Genomic DNA, 20,861 nt, shown 5'->3' with positions numbered 1-20,861 from the left:
CAAAAATAGATTTTTGTGTACTATAATAATCACATATTAACGTTATATAAAAACAATTCAAAAAGCAAGTGATTTCTTAATAAATCGTACTAAGGTCTAATGAAAGGATGTCAAAAATGAATATTAATACAGCTTATTTTGCCGGAGGTTGCTTTTGGTGTATGACGAAACCATTTGACACCTTTGACGGCATAGAAAAAGTAACTTCTGGATATATGGGCGGACATATTGAAAATCCTACTTACGAACAAGTAAAATCAGGTACGAGTGGTCATTTAGAAACTGTTGAAATTCAATATGATGTTGCATTATTCTCATACAATAAGTTATTAGAAATATTTTTCTCAGTCATTGACCCATTAGATACAGGTGGTCAATATCAAGACCGTGGTCCTCAATATCAAACAGCTATTTTCTACACTAATGATCATCAAAAAGAACTCGCTGAGACATATATCGAGCAGCTTAAAAATACGATTAATGCTGATAAGGCAATTGCAACAAAAATATTACCAGCGTCACAATTTTACAAAGCCGAAGACTATCACCAAGATTTTTATAAGAAAAATCCAGAGCGCTATGCAGAAGAACAAAAAATACGCCAAGAATACAAAAATAAGCAATAACATTTATACTTGATGAAACTGATTGGGCTGATAATAAAAGTTAGGCGACTTAACTTAAGCTCATTTCAATATTAAAATACGGTACAGATAGGAAACTTAAATATTCTTATCTGTACCGTTTTTTATAAATCATTCTTTATAGAAACCAAAAAATCCAAGCGCTTCAGGCATAACTGTATACCTCTTAGCACTTGGATTTTAATTATTTGTGACGTATTACACGCATTACTTTAGAAAGTGATTCCCAAAGCGAATTATCTTTACGATAAACTAAAAAGCGTGGTTCCCAATTCGGATTATATTTAGATTTATAACGACGTAATCCTTGGAAACGATATAGACCGTTGAAATGTTCAAAGACACGGCCTGCAAGTCGTTCTCTTAAATATGAATAATGCAATTGACCAACGTTCGATAACGTTGCCATACCCATATTAAATTTTGTATAACCTTGTTCTTTACTCCAAAGTAACATGTGCAAGTATAATCCATCCATTAATGGTAAATCTAACTCTGGCAACCATCTAATTAAATCGACTGAAATGGCATCATTAAAGTATGTTGGCATTAAACTACAGAATGCAATTACTTCATTTTCTTCATTTCGCATTACACCAATTGGCGCTTTAGATAAGTATTCTTCATTAAATTGACCCACAGAGAAATGCATTTCCTGACGATTATCTAGCCATAAATCACTTACATGTTGAAGCTCATTTATAAATTCAGTTGAAAACGGTGGTTCAATAATTTCGAATGAAATATTAAGTTCATCGAATTTGTTTAAAGTCGCTCTAAATCCACGGCGTTTTTTACCTGAAGTTGAAAATTGCGTTAAATCAATAATTGCTTCTTCACCTAATTTGAAAAATTGGTTACCGAAATTATGATATAAAGGCATGTGTTGATCTGTAACTTGATAGAATATAACATCATAGCCTAAATACTCAGCGTAATTATAGAATGCTTCTAACAATTCATCAAAGGCATTTTCATCACCTAACGGATCTCCAAGAACCACTAATGAACTTGCTTTATAACGATACATTAAAAATGCTGTTTTATTTTCATTAGTGAAAAACTGCTTGTCACCACTATATATCAAGTGACTCAAATAATTACCGCCGTACTGATTAATAATCTCCTCGCAATCTTCAATTTTAGAAGAAATACGTACTTTGCTAAATTGATAATCAAACAACCATGCAATCATACCTATGATGATAGCGATGATTAAAATCGTAAGCCAGAAGTAATAGCGCAATACAGATGTATGCATTTCAATCGTATAAATATCTAATGCATATAACGTTCCAGCAATAAATATATGGTTAACATATAAAATAAATAAACTGAATAAAAGCATTGCAACTATATTTCTCATTCTTACTGGGCGTTTCAACCTACGTGCTCTACGGAAAGCTACAATAAGCAGAACAAAAATAATAGCTAACCATGTTATTAAAATATATGAAGCGTAAGTGAAGAATGTCGCCACTGTGATTAATAAAATTGAAATCATAGCAAAGATAATGGCACGTCTACTTTGCTTATAAATACCAACTACATTCAGTAAAAGTAATAAACAAGCACTAGTATGAATTGCCAATAGAATATAATACGTTAAGTGATTTCCATCATATAAAGCATCGTAAACAATCGTTAAGTTATTTACAAAAAAGATCATACTTGTAAAGAATACTAAAATTGCTAATGATAATGATGGAATTTTAGCAATAATATCCTTTTGATAAGACATTAAAAATGACGTAACATCTTTAGCAGGAATAAAGTATTTAGATCCCTCAATGTACTTCTTAGCTGATGTACCAAATTCAAATGATGATAAAATTAATGCAATAATTACCGGTACAAAATAGTACGCAAAACGATATAGAAGTAGCATTAATAATACTTTTTCCTCAGGGACACCTAAAGTTTTAAATCCTAGTAATACAACTAAATCGAAAGCGCCGAAACCACCAGGAATAAAGCTGACTAAACCTGATAATGCAGCAATGATAAATATTGCAATAAAGGACATGAATGATACATGAGCGTCAACAATTACACCACAGAAATATAATACAACTGCAGCTGCTAACCATTCAACACACGACACTAAAGTGCAGTACAATCCTACAAAACGATTGTTTTTATCGGGTGGTCTAACCATTGAATAAATAATGAATAATGGTAAGAAAAATGACACTACATATAATACCCATCTTACCCATGTAATCTTATCTAAGATTAAAGATGCATCGAAAACATGGAATACAATTAGCAATGATAATAAGCTTAAACCTGTCAACATTGAAATAAGTATTAAGGATATAAAGTGAACTAATTTCTTTTTATCATGCGTATAGTTTTTATAAACCATTGCTCTAACGCCTGCACCAATAAAGCCACCGAAACCTACAATCGCATTCAATGCATTGATGATATAACTTACTCTTAAAACTTTGCCTAAGGATATATCCATTTTTAAAGCTCTAGATAAAATCACATCATACATTGATAGAATAACAAGCGATGCCCCACCACCAATAAATAGTAACACTAAGGACATACGGTTAATCTTACTAAATTCAACCAACGTATCTTTAAAGTTAATACCAGATAACTCCCGATACAATGTGATTGCTACAAAAATAAATAAAGCTGTAGCAAACGTAATTTTTAAGATTGAAAATATTTTGTTTTTAACTTCCTGATTCATTTTTTCACATCAATTCTAATTATTTCTGTTATAAATCAAAATATATCATATAAACCATAAAAATAGCATATCATTTACCTTTGATTTATATAACACTTTTGTCATATTGATATCTGTATTAAGAAGTAAATAGAAAATATTTCTATCTCAAACAGAACAATATGGTTATCTATACTGATTCATATTTAACATAAAGAAAATGATGAATCAATACTTATGAAAAATATTATTAATTAACAGCCGATTATGAGTGCTTCTTAATATATTAAAAATACCACTTATTTTTATTTTCGACATAATAATGAAGTACTAATCAAGTGGCAAATACTCGTTTCATTATGCATGTGCTTTATAAACGGCTAAACTTTCGTAAAAATTTATAAGCTAAACATGTGCTGATAATCATAAATGTAACTGCCCAACATTATAAGCACCATAAAAAATACCAACAAACATATAGTCATTGGTATTTTTTATTACTTATTCAACTATTTTATTACTTTCTTTAATATCATATTCACCTACATCATTACCATAGAAACGATTGTATCGACGTTTAAATAATTGGAATAAATGAGTAACTAATACTTTTAAAATAGCATATCCCGGAATACCTAAAATAACGCCTACAATACCAAGCAATTTGCCTGCACACAGTAAAATGAAAATGATTGTAAGTGGATGAATCTTAAGTGTTTTACCCATGATATTTGGTGAAATGAAGTGCCCTTCAACAAATTGTACTAAAGTCCATACTACTGCTAATTTTAAGAGCATCCACGGCGATGTTATAGCAGCTATTACAATAGCTGGAGAAATCGCTATAGTAGGCCCTAAATATGGTACAACACTTGTAACTGCCGCAATACTAGCTAATACTAAGCTATATTTCAACCCGATAACCGAATAACCGATAAACAACAGTATACCGATACAGAATGAAACGATAATTTGTCCTTGAATGTATGAACCAACTTGAACACTCATTTTTTCAAGTAGATCATGAAAATCTTTTCGGAATTTCGGTGGCATAATATTCGTTGAAAATTCTTTGAAGTGATGTCCATCTTTAAGCATAAAGAATAGTACAAATGGTGTTGTGACAATCACAACGCCAATATTAGCAATCGTTTCTGCAAACGTTGCAATTTTAGACCCAAAGCCATCTGTAAATTCACTTAACATAGATGGTATTTTCTTAGGTAAAGAATTTAACCAATCATTAATTTGACTATAATACGAAGAGAAAAACGTATTATTTGCTATTTTATCAATAGAATTAATTAATTTTTCTAGATATTGCGGTGAATTTTTAACTAAACTATCTACTTGCGAACCAATAATAGGTATCAATAAATTAACAATTAACGTAATAACACCTACTACAGCTAGATAAATAATAGAAATACCTGCAACTCTTGGTATTCTATAACGTTCCATCATATTTACGATTGGGTTAAATAGATAGAATAGAATTAAAGAGACGATGATAGGTGCTGCTATCGTCTTAAAAACGATGATAAAAGGATCAAAAACATATGATACTTTTTCGAAAATAAAAATAACAATACCCAACAATACTAGCGCTATTAATGAGAAGACTAAATCATTCCCACCAACAAACTTCATATACCGTGATTCGGTAAATTTTAAAAAATTCTTTCTTATATTCTTTTCATTTTCATTCAATTATAGATTCACCACCACTTAAAATATTCATAAGATGTTGTATAAAAACAGTCCACTTATGTAAAATTACTAACATCAATGATACCATACAAATACCCTTTACAGTAACGAAACGCCCGTGTAATACACTTAATTTAGGATTGATTAATCCTTTCTTCAAAATGATGAATGTGTAATGTTAAATATATAATTTCAGACTCACTGATATTAACATCAAATTGTTTTTGTATCATAGTTAAAATTTTATATGCTGTGTTATAGCAAATCGGATAGTGATTTTTAATCATAGACACAAAATCATCTTGTGCATGTATATATTCTTTTCTTCTTAATCGGCGAATTAAAAATTGTACGTGCCTTATAAAACGTTGGTATTGTAATGATTCCTTATCAACAGTTGTCACAAGGTCTGATTCAATGATATCTATACCTTTTTTAATAACATTATTGATCAAGGTCATCTCATGCATAGATAAATCTTCTGTATTAGATGCAATATGTAATGCAATAAATCCTATCTCATCTTCAGGAAAATGTACATCTAATGCTGCATTTAACTGATCAATCACCTGTTTAGCAATATGATATGCATCACTATATAACTGCATAGTTTCCATAACAAATGGATTGCTAATAACTTGATTTTGTTTTAAGCGTTTATAAGCAAATATAATATGATCCGTTAATGAAACTACAAGTTGTTTTGAATCAACATTCATCGCAGTATTAGAAATAAAATTCAACGAATCAATAATTACTTGTAATACATTATCATCAGCGATTTCAACTAAACTTTTATAATGTGCTTTTTGTTGCTCACTTTCTAATTTATAAATTTTCTCTATTGTAATAGTTTGGTCGTTTAACGCCATTCCCTCTTTTTTGTTAAAACCAATACCTTTACCGATTAAAATAACTTCTTGATCATTATTAGTACATACTACGACATTGTTGTTCAATGTTTTAGTAACAATATATTCTCCCATTATCATCACCTATTTTTCTATTATTAAGATTATATATCGGAAATGTCTAACTTGAAAGTATAATAATTTAAATACTTGTGTTCTATTACACGCCTATCCTATATGATATATCTTAATTTAATTTCGATGTCTCTCAAAGTGGAATAACTATAATAAAAAAATCTGACTCCCATATTTACAAATAATTCTATTTATTTATATATTATCTGAATTAATACTCAATACAAACTAAAACGCACTATTAAATTGTGCAAAACTAAAATAAATTTATATTCATCTATCCAACAATATGTCTTATAAATGGTATAGTCTTTGCACACCAATGGAGGAAATAAATCTCAACCTTACTATATTAATATATAATCAAATTTTAGATTAACTAGTGTAATGATACAGATGATTATTGAGTACAAATTTAAAACCCTGAGATTTTCGCTTTAATTTGAAAACCTCAGGGTTTATTTGATTTTTATATAATGAATCGTTACATTAAAAATATTTATTTATCAGAGTTCTTATATTTGTTAGCGCCCCAAGCACTAATTCCAAATAAGTTAATTTCTAAGTTTTCAGGTTTAAAGACAGGGTTCTTGCCTTCTTTTTTCTGCTTTTGATAATCTTTCATCAATGCAAAAGCTACATTGGACAGTCCTATAATGGAAATAATGTTTACAATTGCCATTAAGCCCATAAATAAGTCTGCCGTATTCCATACTGTTTCTGTTTTTACAACTGCACCGACAAAGACAAGTACTACAACAAGACATCTAAAGATAAATAATATCACACGATTTGTTGATAAAAATTCAATATTAGATTGACCGTAATAGTAATTACCTACAACAGATGAAAATGCAAACAGTGTAACTGCTATTGTTAAGAAAATACCTCCAGCAGAACCTAAATGCTCATTAAGTGCTGATTGAGTAACTGCAACACCTTGAGGTGCGTTATCACCAAATTTCAATCCTGAATATAGTAAAATCATGATTGCAGTTGCTGTACAAACCAACATTGTATCAAAGAACACACCTAATGATTGGATTAAACCTTGCTTAACAGGGTGTGGTACGGCAGCAGTTGCCGCTGCATTCGGCGCAGAACCCATACCAGCTTCGTTAGAGAATAAACCACGTTTGATACCTTGAAGAACCGCAGCACCTACAGCGCCACCAGTTACTTGTTCGATACCAAATGCACTTTTAATAATCGTACCTATCATAGGAACAATTTGATCTAAATTAAATAGCAATATTACTAAAACCATACCAATGTAAATGATAGCCATAATCGGTACAATTAACGAAGATAACGTAGCAATACTACGTACACCACCAAATATAATAATAGCTGTTACGATTGCTAAAATAATACCTGTGATTACTGGACTAATATTATATTGCGTATTTAACGACTCCGCAATTGTATTAGATTGCACTGTGTTAAATACAAATGCAAATGTAATTGTAATTAAAATCGCAAATACGATACCTAGCCATTTTTGATTTAAACCTTTAGTAATATAGTAAGCTGGACCACCACGGAATCCACCATCTTTATCATGTACTTTATAAACCTGAGCCAAAGTCGCTTCTATAAATGCACTCGCTGCACCTATAAATGCAATAACCCACATCCAAAACACTGCACCTGGACCGCCTAAAACAATCGCAGTCGCAACACCAGCAATATTACCAGTACCAACTCTCGAACCAGCACTAATCGCAAATGCTTGGAATGGCGAAATACCCTTCTTACCATCTTCTAAAGTTTCTGGACGTTCTACTAAAGCTCTAAACATTTCAGGTAACATTCGTAATTGAACGAATTTAGAACTAATTGTAAAGAAGAATCCAGCTGTCAATAATAGACCAATTAAATATTGAGACCATATTAAATCGGTACCAACATGGACAAATTCTTTAAACCATCCAGGAATTAAACTATCGAAATCTTTCAAAATAAACCCCTCGCATCCTCTACATGAATCATGCACCTTCTATAAAATTAGACCGAATTGAAACTTCAGTAAATATAGAGATACATCATCATTTCTTATACAATACAAGAGATTTATATTAGTTTGGTCAAAGTCTATCGCTAATTTAACGATAAGTACTTGGTCAGCATTTAATATAAATCCCTTGAATTTAGTCAAAATTTAACATTACTGTATTTTATCATTTAATTTCGTGATTGCATATAGTTTTTAGCTAATATACATGTCTATTACTTCACCAAAATCATCTGTATCTACAATGAATGAGCCATTTGTATATTGTTCAGATTTATGAATATCATTAATTAAACCATGTTCTTCATTTGATTTTGAATATAATGTATATTGACTATGTTCACCTGTCACTACATGTGCAGCTACAATACGATGTGGATTTTTCTTTAATTCTTTTAATAAAGTTATTCCACGTTGTGCTCTTTTAGCAACTTGTAAGATTTTAAAACTAATACGTTTTAACGAGCCGCGTTGTGTGGCCATCAATATAGTATCATTTTCAGAAACACCTTCTGTCATAACAACGAAATCTTCAGCTTTAAGATTTATTGATTTAACACCAGCTGCCCTTAATCCGGTATCTGATAGTTCACTTGTATTATACGTTAATGACATACCTTTATTAGTAATGACGGTAATTAATTGATCTTTTTCAAAGCGCATAACACTAATCAAATCATCATTTTCTTTAACTTTAGTAGCAATTAAAGGTTTATTAAAACGCGTTGTTTTAAATAGAGGCACTGTACTTTTCTTAATCATGCCATTTTGAGTCGCAAAAACATAAAATGCATCTGTATTAAAGTCCTTTTCATTAAAGACATTAATAACCACTTCATCTTCTTCGATAGGAACTATTTGTGATACATGTTGCCCCAATTCTTTCCAACGAATATCTGCTAATTTATGAACCGGTATAAATAGATAACGACCTTTATTTGTAAATACTAGTACGGTATCTTGCGTATTTACTTCTTGATGTTTAAGTAAACTGTCACCATCTTTTAAACCAATATCCTCAACACCGCTAGCATTAAAGCTACGAATAGAAGTACGTTTAATATATCCATGACGTGTCATACTTAAAATAACTTCTTCACTAGGCACCATAACTTCTTTGTCAATTTTAATTTCTTCAATTTCTGCTTCAATTAAAGACAGTCGTTCAGATTTGAATTTCTTTTTAATTTCATTCAATTCTTCTTTTATGACATTCAATAATGCATCATGGTTATCAAGAATATGACGTAATTGTTTGATTAATGCTTCAAGTTCTTTATGTTCACCTTCAAGCGCAACTATGTCAGTGTTTGTTAAACGATATAACTGTAACATTACAATTGCTTCAGCCTGTTCTTCTGTGAACTCGAATACTTCGATAAGGTTTTCTTTAGCGTCACGCTTGTTTTTAGAGCTACGAATCAATTCAATTACTTTATCTAAAATTGACAACGCTTTAATCAAACCTTCAACGATATGCATACGTTTTTCAGCATTATCTAATTCAAACTTCGTTCTATTTGCAACAACCTCAATTTGATGATTCAAATAACTATCTATAATTTGACGAATACCCATCAATTTTGGACGACCATCACTAATAGCGACCATGTTGAAATTATATGAAATCTGTAAATCAGAGTTTTTATAAAGATAATTTTTGATTGATTCACTGTTCACATCTTTTTTCAATTCAATTGCTATTCGTAAACCAGTTCTATCAGTTTCATCACGTACTTCAACGATACCATCGACTTTTTTGTCAGCACGTAATTCATCGATACGTTTTACTAAGCTACTTTTGTTCACTTCATATGGAATTTCAGTAATAATTAACTGTTTACGTCCATTGCGTAAAGTTTCTTCTTCAACTTTAGAACGAACTATAATTCTACCTTTACCTGATTCATAAGCTTTTTTAATACCATCAATACCTTGAATAATACCACCAGTTGGAAAATCAGGACCTTTAATATATTTCATTAATTGATTGACTGTAATATCCGGATTATCAATATATTTAAGTGTTGCTTGAATCACTTCAGCTAAATTATGTGGTGGTATATCTGTCGCGTAACCTGCAGATATACCTGTAGAACCATTCACTAGTAAGTTAGGAAATCTTGATGGCAATACCATTGGTTCGAGTGTCGTATCATCATAGTTTGGAATGAAAGAAACTGTCTCTTTATTAATATCACGTAATAACTCTTCAGCTAGTAAGCTTAACTTAGCTTCAGTGTAACGCATTGCCGCTGGCGGATCATTATCGATACTACCATTATTACCATGCATTTCTATTAAGACATGTCGTAACTTCCAGTCTTGACTTAAACGGACCATTGCTTCGTACACTGAGGAGTCTCCATGTGGATGATATTGACCAATAACATCACCGACTGTTTTCGCACTTTTACGGAAATTTTTATCGTGTGTATTACCACTTGAATACATTGCATATAAAATACGACGTTGTACTGGTTTTAAACCATCACGAACATCTGGCAATGCACGCTCTTGAATAATATATTTACTATATCTTCCAAAGCGATCACCTAAAACATCTTCAAGTGATAAATCTTGAATTATTTCACTCACTAGATTTCCTCCTCATCAAATTGATCATTTTCAAGCACTTGTACTTCAGAATTATCTAAAATACTTTGGTCCTCTTGCATACCAAACTCAACATGCTTTTCAATCCATTCACGTCTAGGTTGTACTTTGTCACCCATTAATGTTGTTACACGTTTAGATGAACGCACTTCATCTTCAACTTGTACACGAATTAAAGTTCGTGTTTCTGGGTTCATCGTCGTTTCCCATAATTGTTCAGGGTTCATCTCACCCAAACCTTTGTAACGTTGTAACGTGAAGCCTTTACCAAGTTCTTTTTGCAATTTATTAAGCTCTTCGTCTGTCCAAGCGTATTCAACTCGCTTTGTTTTGCCTTTACCTTTTTCCAATTTATAAAGTGGAGGTAAAGCAATAAATACACGACCTGCTTGAACAAGCGGTTTCATATATTTGAAGAAGAATGTTAACAATAGCACTTGAATATGCGCACCATCAGTATCAGCATCAGTCATAATAATTACACGATTATAATTACTATCTTCAATTTTAAAGTCAGTACCAACGCCTGCCCCGATTGTGTGGATAATTGTATTAATTTCTTCATTTTTAAAAATATCTTCTAGACGTGCTTTCTCTGTATTAATTACCTTACCACGTAATGGTAATATCGCTTGGAATTTGCGGTCTCGTCCAAGTTTTGCTGAACCTCCCGCAGAATCACCTTCGACTAAATACAATTCATTTTTTTCAGTGTTTTTACTTTGTGCAGGTGTTAATTTACCAGATAGCAAAGTGTCTTTACGCTTGTTTTTCTTACCTGAACGAGCATCTTCACGAGCTTTACGTGCAGCTTCCCTTGCTTGTTGTGCTTTAATCGCTTTTTTCACAAGTGATTTAGACAATTGTCCTTTTTCTTCTAAATAGAATGGCAATTTGTCTGCAACAACTGAATCAACAGCACTTCTAGCTTCAGAAGTACCCAATTTAGATTTCGTTTGTCCTTCAAATTGTAATAATTCTTCTGGAATACGAACAGACACAACAGCTGTTAAACCTTCACGAATATCATTACCATCTAAGTTTTTATCTTTTGTTTTAAGTTCATTAATACGACGTGCATAATCATTAAATACACGTGTCATTGCTGTTTTAAAACCAACTTCATGTGTACCACCATCTTTAGTACGTACATTATTTACAAAACTTAAAATACTTTCTGAATATTGATCATTATATTGGAAAGCTACGTCTACCTCTATACCATTTGCTTCACCTGAAAATGTAGCCACGTCATGCAAAACTTCTTTTCCTTCATTGACATAACTAACAAACTCTTTGATTCCTTCTTCATAATGGTAATGCTCTTGACGCTCTTTACCACTGCGTAAATCATTAAGCGTTATTTTTAAATTTTTCAATAAGAACGCAGACTCTTGTAGTCGTTCGCTTAAAACATCAAAATTAAATGATGTAGATGCTTTAAAAATTGTGTCATCAGGTTTAAATGTTACTTTGGTACCTGTTTTCTTAGTTTTACCTTTTTTCACTAAACCAGAAGATGGCGAACCACCGTTTTTAAAACTTTGATGATATATACTACCATCTCGATGGATTTCAACTTCAAGCCATTCACTCAATGCATTTACAACTGAAGCACCAACACCGTGAAGACCACCTGAAGTTTTATAGCCGCCTTGTCCAAATTTACCTCCTGCATGTAAAACAGTAAAGATAACTTCGACTGTCGGTTTACCTGATTTATGTATACCTGTTGGCATACCACGTCCATTATCTTCTATAGAAATACTACCATCTTTATTAATTGTTACATCTATTTCGTTACCGTAACCATTCAATACTTCATCGACGGAGTTATCGACAATTTCATATACTAGATGATGTAATCCCCGTTTATCAGTTGATCCAATATACATACCAGGTCTTTTACGAACTGCTTCTAACCCCTCTAAAACCTGTATTGAATCATCTGAATAATTATTTTGTTTATTCATTGCCAATGATTTCGCCTCCTGCAAACGTACGTTCGTTTTTAAAACTATACAATAGTTATTCTTATATAAATCAGCGTAAAATGCAAGTATCAATTAACTTTCATAGCTTAATTCCATATATTAATCCCCGTTTTTAAAATTTTTAGCCGTAATTTAAATGAATATGATAAAATAGTCCTAAGATATTAAAGGATGTGTAATATTTATGATGATAATCGTCATGTTACTACTAAGTTATCTTATCGGCGCTTTCCCAAGTGGATTCGTAATTGGAAAATTATTTTTCAAAAAAGATATTAGACAATTTGGTAGTGGTAATACTGGCGCTACTAATAGCTTTAGAGTATTAGGTCGTCCTGCAGGATTCTTGGTAACATTTCTAGATATTTTCAAAGGGTTCATAACTGTTTTCTTCCCTTTATGGTTACCAGTTCACGCAGATGGCCCTATTAGTACTTTTTTTACAAATGGTTTAATTGTTGGCTTATTCGCTATACTTGGACACGTTTATCCTGTTTATTTAAAATTCCAAGGTGGCAAAGCTGTTGCAACTAGTGCAGGTGTCGTCTTGGGAGTCAATCCGATACTTTTACTAATACTTGCAATTATCTTCTTTATTGTATTGAAGATTTTTAAATATGTTTCTTTAGCAAGTATCGTTGCAGCAATTTGCTGTGTGATTGGCTCGCTTATCATTCAAGACTATATTTTATTAGTCGTTAGTTTCTTAGTTTCAATCATATTGATAATTAGACATCGCTCTAATATCGCAAGGATTTTTAGAGGCGAAGAACCTAAAATAAAATGGATGTAACAATTTTTTGACATTAGTCCATCATTGCATATTTTTTTGCAGTTGATGGATTATTTTATTTTTGCAAAAACAATTTTTTTAACTTAAAATTCAACTATACTTAGTTTTTTTACAAGAACATTTGAGACCGAGACATAAATCAATGTCATAGGCTCCACAATGTTATATTAGCTGTAGTTAACCGAACGAAATGCGCTTATAACTAGGTTTTTTCAATTCTGGTCGGGGGTCCCAACATAGAAGCTTATGGAAATTCAGCTTACAATAATGAGCAGGTTGGGGTGGGCTCCAACACAGAGAATTTCGATAAGAAATTCCACAAATAATACAAGTTGGCCCACTCCCATTCTGTAATAAATATAGGAGGTCATTGTTATGCAAATAGAACTTACTGATGCAGCAGTAACTTGGTTTAAAAATGAACTTGAGTTGCCTGAAAATAATAAAGTGCTCGTGTTTTTTGTAAGATATGGTGGCGAATTCCAACTCAAGCAAGGATTTAGTCCTGCTTTTACAGTTGAACCAAAGAAAGATGTTGATATTGGCTATGAACAACAATATGACGATTTAAATGTTGTCGTAGCGGAAAAAGATTTGTGGTACTTTGAAGATGACCACATTATTGTAAATGTAGTTGATCACGAAGATGAAATTTCTTATTCCACAAAATAACTAAAATAAAACGAACTTGTTTACACATTCTGATGTGTCCTGAACCTCGGAAGTTGTACTTTGGTTTAGCACATCTGATGTTGTATGAACAAGTTCGTTTTTGCTATATATTAGCTTATCTTCACGCTAATTACATTAATGTTAACGTATTGGCTATTTCTTATAGATTAATTGTTAATATTGCCTCTCCAAACATTTACAGTAACTTATAAAGAATCAATACCATCCATTATCTCTACTGTTTTCCCTTCATTATTGAGCGTTTGCACTTTACTATAAGCTTCATGCCAATCTGGGAAATAACGATCCAACCGTATAGGCTTAAAAGTATCTTCTTTAATGCAAATCAATTCTGTGGAACCTGTAGTTGCAAGTTCACCTTTTTCATTAAAAATCTCATATTTATACACTGAACGTAATCTCGAATATTTTTCAACCCAAGTTTTAACTTTAACTTTTTCTGGATAAAAAATAGACTTTTTATAATTGACATTGAGGTCAGTCACAGGTGAAATGATTCCTTGTTTTTCCATATCAGCATAACTAAAACCTAACTTCGATATATAATCCAACCGCGCAACTTCAAACCAAGTTGCATAATTCCCGTGATAAATTACACCCATCTTATCAGTTTCAGCATAACGCGCTTCTATTTCTGTAATACTATATATCATTTTAAGCCTTCTTTCAGTTTAACTTTATATCTCATTCTAACATAAAATACAAGAAGAGGCCGGCCAAGAACACAAAGGTTTTGAACCGACCTATTATATCATAAAGTTTATAGAAGTATTTTTGAGCACTATCAAAGTGCCTCAAATACCGATTGAAATTTTACTGTGATATCTATTTTTTATTGCGCTAATTTATTTCTTAAAACCATTTGTAAAATTCCACCGTGACGATAGTAATCCATTTCAACAAGTGAGTCAAAACGAACCATAGCGTCAAATTCTACCAAATCACCATCTTGCTTCTTAGCAGTAACTTTGACGTAGTCATGTGGTTGAACATTTTCATCAATATTAACAGAAATTTCTTCTGTACCATCTAGACCAAGAGAATCAGCTGATTCACCTTTTTTAAACTCTAATGGTAATACACCCATCATAACTAAATTTGAACGATGGATACGTTCATAACTTTGTGCAATAACTGTTTTAACACCTAATAAGTTTGTACCTTTTGCTGCCCAGTCACGAGATGAACCCATACCATAATCGTTACCAGCTAATACAACTAAACCTGTACCATCTTCTTTATATTTCATTGCAGCATCAAAGATAGGCATTACTTCATTTGTTGGCCAATAAGTTGTAAAACCACCTTCAGTACCTGGCGCTAATTGGTTTTTAATACGTATATTAGCAAACGTACCTCGAACCATTACTTCGTGATTACCACGTCTTGAACCATATGAATTAAATTCACGAATAGGCACTTGATGATCTTGTAAATATTTACCAGCTGGCGTATCTTTACCAATTGCACCTGCTGGAGAGATGTGGTCAGTTGTCACAGAATCACCGAATTTACCCATAACACGTAAACCATTTAATGGAACAATCGTACCCGGTTCTTTAGATAATCCTTGGAAGAATGATGGATTTTGAATGTATGTTGAATTAGGATCAAAGTCATATAGAGGTTGATCAGTTACATCAATCTCATTCCATAATTCGTTGTTATTGTATACGTTATTATATTCTTCAATAAATAATTCAGGTGTTACAACACTATCAACGGTATCTGAAACTTCTTTAATTGATGGCCAAATATCTTTCAAATATACATCTTCACCGTCATTACCTTTACCAATAGGTTCATTCTGTAAATCAATATCAACCGTTCCAGCTAATGCATAAGCAACAACTAACTGTGGTGAAGCTAGGTAATTGGCTTTAACAAGAGGATGGATACGACCTTCAAAGTTACGGTTACCAGATAATACAGATGTCACTAATAGGTCCTCATCAGCAATCGCTTTTTCAATTTCTGGTAATAAAGGACCTGAATTACCGATACAAGTTGTACATCCATAACCAACCAAGTTGAAGCCTAAATCATCTAAATAAGGTTGTAAGCCAGCATCTCTTAAATATCCGGTAACAACTTTTGATCCTGGTGCTAGAGAAGTTTTAACGTATTCAGGAACTTTCAAGCCTTTTTCAACTGCTTTTTTAGCAACTAAACCTGCACCTAACATTACATAAGGGTTAGATGTATTTGTACATGATGTAATTGCTGCTATTGCAATATCACCTGTTTTCATTGTAGCTTTTGATCCATCTTTAAAGTTAATTTCAGCTTTCTTATCAAATTCACTTTTATCTAAACCGTGTCCTTGGTTGCCTGCTGGAGCTGTTACAGAATTTTCAAATGATGATTTCATATCACTTAAGAAAATTAAATCTTGAGGACGTTTTGGTCCTGAAAGCGATGCTTCAACTGTTGATAAATCCAATTCGATAACATCTGTATAATTAGGATCTTCTTTCTCAACATCAAAGAACATATGGTTTTGTTTCAAATATTCTTTTACTAGCGCGATATGTTCGTCTGATCTACCAGTTAACTTCATATATTTAAGAGATTCATCATCAACTGGGAAGAATCCGCAAGTTGCTCCATACTCTGGTGCCATGTTTGCAATTGTAGCACGGTCTGCTAGTGGTAAATGTTGTACACCTGGACCAAAGAACTCCACAAATTTACCAACAACACCTTTTTTACGTAGCTCTTGAGTTACTCTTAACGCTAAATCAGTTGCTGTTGCGCCTTGTGGTAATGAATTTACTAGTCGTACACCAATAACCTCTGGAATTGGGAAATAAGAAGGTTGTCCAAGCATTCCAGCTTCAGCTTCAATACCACCAACACCCCATCCTAGTACGCCAATACCATTTATCATTGTTGTATGTGAATCAGTACCAACTAATGTATCTGGAAATGCAGTTTTTTCACCATCTACATCACGAACATGTACAACACTTGCTAAATATTCTAAGTTAACTTGGTGAACTATTCCAGTTGCAGGAGGAACTGCATTGTAATTATCAAATGCTTTCGTTGCCCAATTTAAAAACTGATAACGTTCATAGTTACGTTCAAATTCTAATTTCATATTACGTTCAAGAGCTTCTGGATTTGCATAGCTATCCACTTGAACTGAGTGGTCAATAACTAAATCCACCGGTACTTCTGGATTAATTTTAGTAATATCTCCCCCAACGTCATCCATTGCTTTACGTAAAGAAGCTAAATCAACTACGGCTGGTACACCTGTGAAATCTTGTAAAATAACACGAGAAGGTTTAAATGGTACCTCGCCTTCATTTCCATCTTTTCCAAACTGACTTAAAGCTTTAATATGATCGTCTGTAATTACAAAATCATCTTCTTGACGAAGTAAAGATTCTAACAAAACACGAATTGAATAAGGTAAATTGGAAACTTTAGTAATACCTTGCTCTTCTACAGCTTTTAAATCATAGTAAGTATAACTTTGGCCATTCAAGTCAAAATGTTTTTTTGATTGCTCTTTAAAATTTGCAGCCATTTAATGATCCCCCTTGATACATTTTTATATTTATATGCCTTGATTAAATTGTATTATTATATTTATTGATAAACAACTCATCATGCTTAGAAAACGCTTAATTTAGGTTTTGACTTTTTAATCAGAGTATATAAGCAAAACTTATCATACAGGTAAGGTGTAATAAGTATTTTTTATTAATTGAGAATAATTATCAATTTCGTGAATGATTCAATTCAATTTTCAAACGTATTATTTCATTGAGCAGAAAGAAAATTGTGGCGCCAAACTTTAATATTTCTTTTCAATGTCATTCTTTTGATGGGAGTGGGACAGAAATGATATTTTCGCAAAATTTATTTCGTCGTCCCACCCCAACTTGCACATTATTGTAAACTGACTTTCCGCCAGCTTCTATGTTGGGGCCCCGCCAACTTGCATTGTCTGTAGAAATTGGGAATCCAATTTCTCTTTGTTGGGGCCCATCCCCAACTTGCACATTATTGTAAGCTGACTTTTCGTCAGCTTCTGTGTTGGGGCCCTCACCCCAACTCGCATTGCCTGTAGAATTTCTTTTCGAAATTCTCTGTGTTGGGGCCCCTGACTAGAATTGAAAAAAGCTTGTTACAAGCGCATTTTCGTTCAGTCAACTACTGCCAATATAACTTCGTAGAGCATAGAATATTGATCTATGTCCCAGTCTGAGTTAATTTTCTATAAAAGTATAGTTAATTTTTTTATACCGTCGTACTTCACTTTAGCTTTGTCAAACCTCTTTCTATTAAGTTGTCAGAAATAAACCTATCTTAAAATATAAAAAAATCGAGAATTCGTAGTTTAATAACGAAATTCTCGTTCTTATCCTTTTGAATATACTCAATTTTCCACAAAAACAAACAAGTAGTATATCTGTTCTAGCTACTAGAATGACATACTACTTGTTATTTAAATACTTAACTAAATTTTATTAGTTATCTTTTTTCTCTATATTTCTACGTGACTGACGCTTTTCAAGAATGTCAGATTCATAATCTTCTTGTTGACTCTTGATATATTCTTGTAAGCGATGTTTATTCGGAGTCAATGTTAAACCTAGGAATTTACGTTCCTGGTTCGCATCCTTGTAGAAACTTACCATCATGAGTATGACGACAAAGGAGAATGGGAATGCACTTATAATTGCAGCACTTTGAATCGCATTTAAAGCTTCAGCGCCATTACCGCCACCAGCTAATAAAAGTACAAATGCTATTAAGGCCTGTGAAATTCCCCAAACAACTTTTACCATACTAGATGGATTTAATGAACCAAATGTTGTTTGCATTCCTAATACAAATGTTGCTGAGTCAGCAGATGTAATAAAGAATGATGCAATTAATAATAATGCAATCAACGATAAAACTATGCCAAATGGCACATGATTAAACACTCCAAATAGCTGTGTTTCAGGAGTCATATCAAAAATTTCTTTGTGTTTCTTACCTGTCTCGATGCCTAATACACCAAAGACACTAAACCAAACAAAACTAACAATTGCTGGAACTAGCAAGACACCAGAAATGAACTCTCTAATTGAACGTCCTTTTGAAACTCGTGCAATAAACACTCCAACGAATGGGCTCCAACTTAACCACCAACCCCAGTAATAAAGTGTCCATGAAGACATCCATTCACGTTTTTGAGGATTTAAAGCAGCTGTATCAAAACTATTAAACAAGAATGTGTTTAGTAAACTACCCGTAGAGCTAGTTAACATATTTAAAATAAGAACAGTTGGTCCAACAATTAAAGCAGCTACCATTAAAATAGTACCTAAACCAATGTTCAAGTTACTTAAGTATTGAATACCTTTACTTAATCCAGACCATGCACTTGCTATAAATAAGATAGTAACAACAATGATGATAATCGCTTGTACAAACGTATTGTTTGGAACATTGAACAAGTAATGTAAACCACCATTAATTTGTAGAGCACCCATACCTAACGAAACGGCTACCCCAACGATTGTCGCAAATACAGATAAAACGTCAATAAAAATCCCAATAGGACCTTCTACTTTATCACCTAAAAGAGGACGTAAAGTTCTAGATAATAAACCTGGTTCACCTTTACGGAATTGCGAATATGCCAACGCTAACGCAACAACACCATAAACAGCCCAAGCATGGAATCCCCAATGGAAAAATGTTGAACGTAGAGCTTCAGTATAAGCTTCAGTAGTTTTGGGATCTGCTGTAGGTGGCGTAGCAAAGTGCGCCATCGGTTCAGCTGCACCATAAAACACCAAACCTATCCCCATACCAGCACTAAACAACATAGCAAACCATGAAATTGTATTAAACTCAGGTTTGTCATTTGGTTTACCTAGTTTAAGTTTTCCAATAGGACTAAAAATAAGGAATATACAGAAGAACACGATAATCGTAGTAAGAATAAGATAATACCAACCTAACTTTTCTGTAATCCACATTTTAATATTATTGGTAACATAGTTGAATTGTTCAGGTAAAAATGCACCAAGTAATACGACTATAGCAACAACAATTGCACTATAGATGAAGACTGGTGAATACTTCTTTCCATTTGGATTCTCTGGTGAAGAAGAATTCATAATTAATTACTCCCTTCAATTCTATATTTAATTTTATGTAGTAGAATAAAAAGATTATCTAAACATTTTATTCAATAACTCACGCACCTTTATAGGATAACAAAGGTCTTTGCGATAATCAAATTTTCTTGAATAATCTATTTTCTAATTTTTTTATTTGTTGTATAATTGAGGTTACATTTAAAAAAGAGAGGTTGAGTGTAATGTTAAAAGAATTCAAAGAGTTCGCCTTAAAAGGTAACGTCTTAGATTTAGCAATTGCTGTTGTGATGGGTGCAGCTTTCAACAAGATTATATCTTCATTAGTAGAAAATATCATCATGCCATTAATTGGTAAAATTTTCGGATCAGTTGATTTTGCTAAAGAATGGTCATTCTGGGGTATTAAATACGGTTTATTTATCCAATCTGTTATCGACTTTATTATCATCGCGTTTGCTTTATTCATCTTTGTTAAGATTGCAAATACATTAATGAAGAAAGAAGAAGCCGAAGAAGAAGCAGTTGTGGAAGAAAATGTTGTGTTATTAACTGAAATCAGAGATTTATTGCGTGAGAAAAAATAATTTTTAAATAAAAAGAGATGGGCTAAGG

Annotated in this window: 14 protein-coding genes; 4 read left to right on the top strand and 10 right to left on the bottom strand. The window is 32.5% G+C overall.

Annotation, left to right across the window (positions count from 1 at the left end; translation table 11 throughout):
• The first annotated feature begins 116 nt into the window (after window positions 1-116).
• Window positions 117-626 carry a peptide-methionine (S)-S-oxide reductase MsrA gene (gene msrA / locus NSS86_RS05435; protein ID WP_001024830.1) on the top strand — a complete coding sequence of 170 codons (510 nt, stop codon included), beginning with the start codon at window positions 117-119 and terminating at the stop codon, window positions 624-626.
• 202 nt (window positions 627-828) lie between these two features.
• On the opposite strand, the gene mprF is transcribed toward msrA, so the two are convergent.
• From mprF to parE, 7 genes are all read right to left on the bottom strand, one after another.
• The gene (mprF, locus tag NSS86_RS05430) at window positions 829-3,351 is read right to left on the bottom strand and encodes a bifunctional lysylphosphatidylglycerol flippase/synthetase MprF (protein WP_001071136.1); all 2,523 of its coding nucleotides are present in this window, start codon (window positions 3,349-3,351) and stop codon (window positions 829-831) included.
• Between the two features lie 480 nt (window positions 3,352-3,831).
• A complete protein-coding gene (gene cozEb / locus NSS86_RS05425) occupies window positions 3,832-5,040 on the bottom strand; it encodes a cell elongation protein CozEb (protein ID WP_001004752.1) in 1,209 nt (402 codons plus the stop codon).
• Window positions 5,033-5,200, bottom strand: coding sequence for a hypothetical protein (locus NSS86_RS05420; protein WP_001788758.1), 168 nt, complete (start codon window positions 5,198-5,200; stop codon window positions 5,033-5,035). Before NSS86_RS05420 ends, cozEb begins: the two co-directional genes overlap by 8 nt.
• Window positions 5,175-6,026, bottom strand: coding sequence for a transcription antiterminator (locus NSS86_RS05415; RefSeq protein WP_000505015.1), 852 nt, complete (start codon window positions 6,024-6,026; stop codon window positions 5,175-5,177). Before NSS86_RS05415 ends, NSS86_RS05420 begins: the two co-directional genes overlap by 26 nt.
• A 499-nt stretch (window positions 6,027-6,525) precedes the next feature.
• On the bottom strand, window positions 6,526-7,986 hold the full coding sequence (locus NSS86_RS05410) for an alanine/glycine:cation symporter family protein (protein ID WP_000651160.1): 1,461 nt from the start codon (window positions 7,984-7,986) through the stop codon (window positions 6,526-6,528).
• A 249-nt stretch (window positions 7,987-8,235) separates the two neighbouring features.
• On the bottom strand, window positions 8,236-10,638 hold the full coding sequence (gene parC, locus NSS86_RS05405) for a DNA topoisomerase IV subunit A (protein WP_001289562.1): 2,403 nt from the start codon (window positions 10,636-10,638) through the stop codon (window positions 8,236-8,238).
• Window positions 10,638-12,629 carry a DNA topoisomerase IV subunit B gene (parE, locus tag NSS86_RS05400; RefSeq protein ID WP_001557340.1) on the bottom strand — a complete coding sequence of 664 codons (1,992 nt, stop codon included), beginning with the start codon at window positions 12,627-12,629 and terminating at the stop codon, window positions 10,638-10,640. The genes parC and parE overlap by 1 nt, the downstream gene beginning before the upstream one ends.
• A gap of 205 nt (window positions 12,630-12,834) precedes the next feature.
• Between parE and plsY the strand changes: the two genes are divergently transcribed.
• Both plsY and NSS86_RS05390 read left to right on the top strand, forming a co-directional pair.
• Window positions 12,835-13,443 (top strand): glycerol-3-phosphate 1-O-acyltransferase PlsY, encoded by a 609-nt coding sequence (gene plsY, locus NSS86_RS05395; RefSeq protein ID WP_000972779.1) that lies wholly within the window; start codon window positions 12,835-12,837, stop codon window positions 13,441-13,443.
• 375 nt (window positions 13,444-13,818) lie between these two features.
• Entirely contained in the window at window positions 13,819-14,115 is a 297-nt protein-coding gene (locus NSS86_RS05390) for a HesB/YadR/YfhF family protein (protein ID WP_339302356.1), read from the top strand.
• A 206-nt stretch (window positions 14,116-14,321) separates the two neighbouring features.
• On the opposite strand, the gene NSS86_RS05385 is transcribed toward NSS86_RS05390, so the two are convergent.
• The 3 genes from NSS86_RS05385 to NSS86_RS05375 all read right to left on the bottom strand — a co-directional run bounded on the left by NSS86_RS05385 (window position 14,322) and on the right by NSS86_RS05375 (window position 20,267).
• Window positions 14,322-14,789 (bottom strand): thioesterase family protein, encoded by a 468-nt coding sequence (locus tag NSS86_RS05385; RefSeq protein WP_000640487.1) that lies wholly within the window; start codon window positions 14,787-14,789, stop codon window positions 14,322-14,324.
• A gap of 179 nt (window positions 14,790-14,968) precedes the next feature.
• Window positions 14,969-17,674, bottom strand: a complete 2,706-nt coding sequence (gene acnA, locus NSS86_RS05380; protein ID WP_000729744.1) for an aconitate hydratase AcnA — start codon at window positions 17,672-17,674, stop codon at window positions 14,969-14,971.
• A gap of 946 nt (window positions 17,675-18,620) precedes the next feature.
• Entirely contained in the window at window positions 18,621-20,267 is a 1,647-nt protein-coding gene (locus tag NSS86_RS05375) for a BCCT family transporter (RefSeq protein WP_001088978.1), read from the bottom strand.
• A 203-nt stretch (window positions 20,268-20,470) separates the two neighbouring features.
• Between NSS86_RS05375 and mscL the strand changes: the two genes are divergently transcribed.
• Window positions 20,471-20,833 carry a large conductance mechanosensitive channel protein MscL gene (gene mscL, locus NSS86_RS05370; RefSeq protein WP_000910489.1) on the top strand — a complete coding sequence of 121 codons (363 nt, stop codon included), beginning with the start codon at window positions 20,471-20,473 and terminating at the stop codon, window positions 20,831-20,833.
• The last annotated feature ends 28 nt before the right edge of the window (window positions 20,834-20,861 follow it).

Source organism: Staphylococcus sp. FSL W8-0056, from assembly GCF_037963075.1.
Classification (GTDB): Bacteria; Bacillota; Bacilli; order Staphylococcales; family Staphylococcaceae; genus Staphylococcus; species Staphylococcus aureus.
The sequence above is the reverse complement of the archived record's forward strand: the minus strand, read 5'-3'. Positions and strand labels throughout refer to the sequence as shown.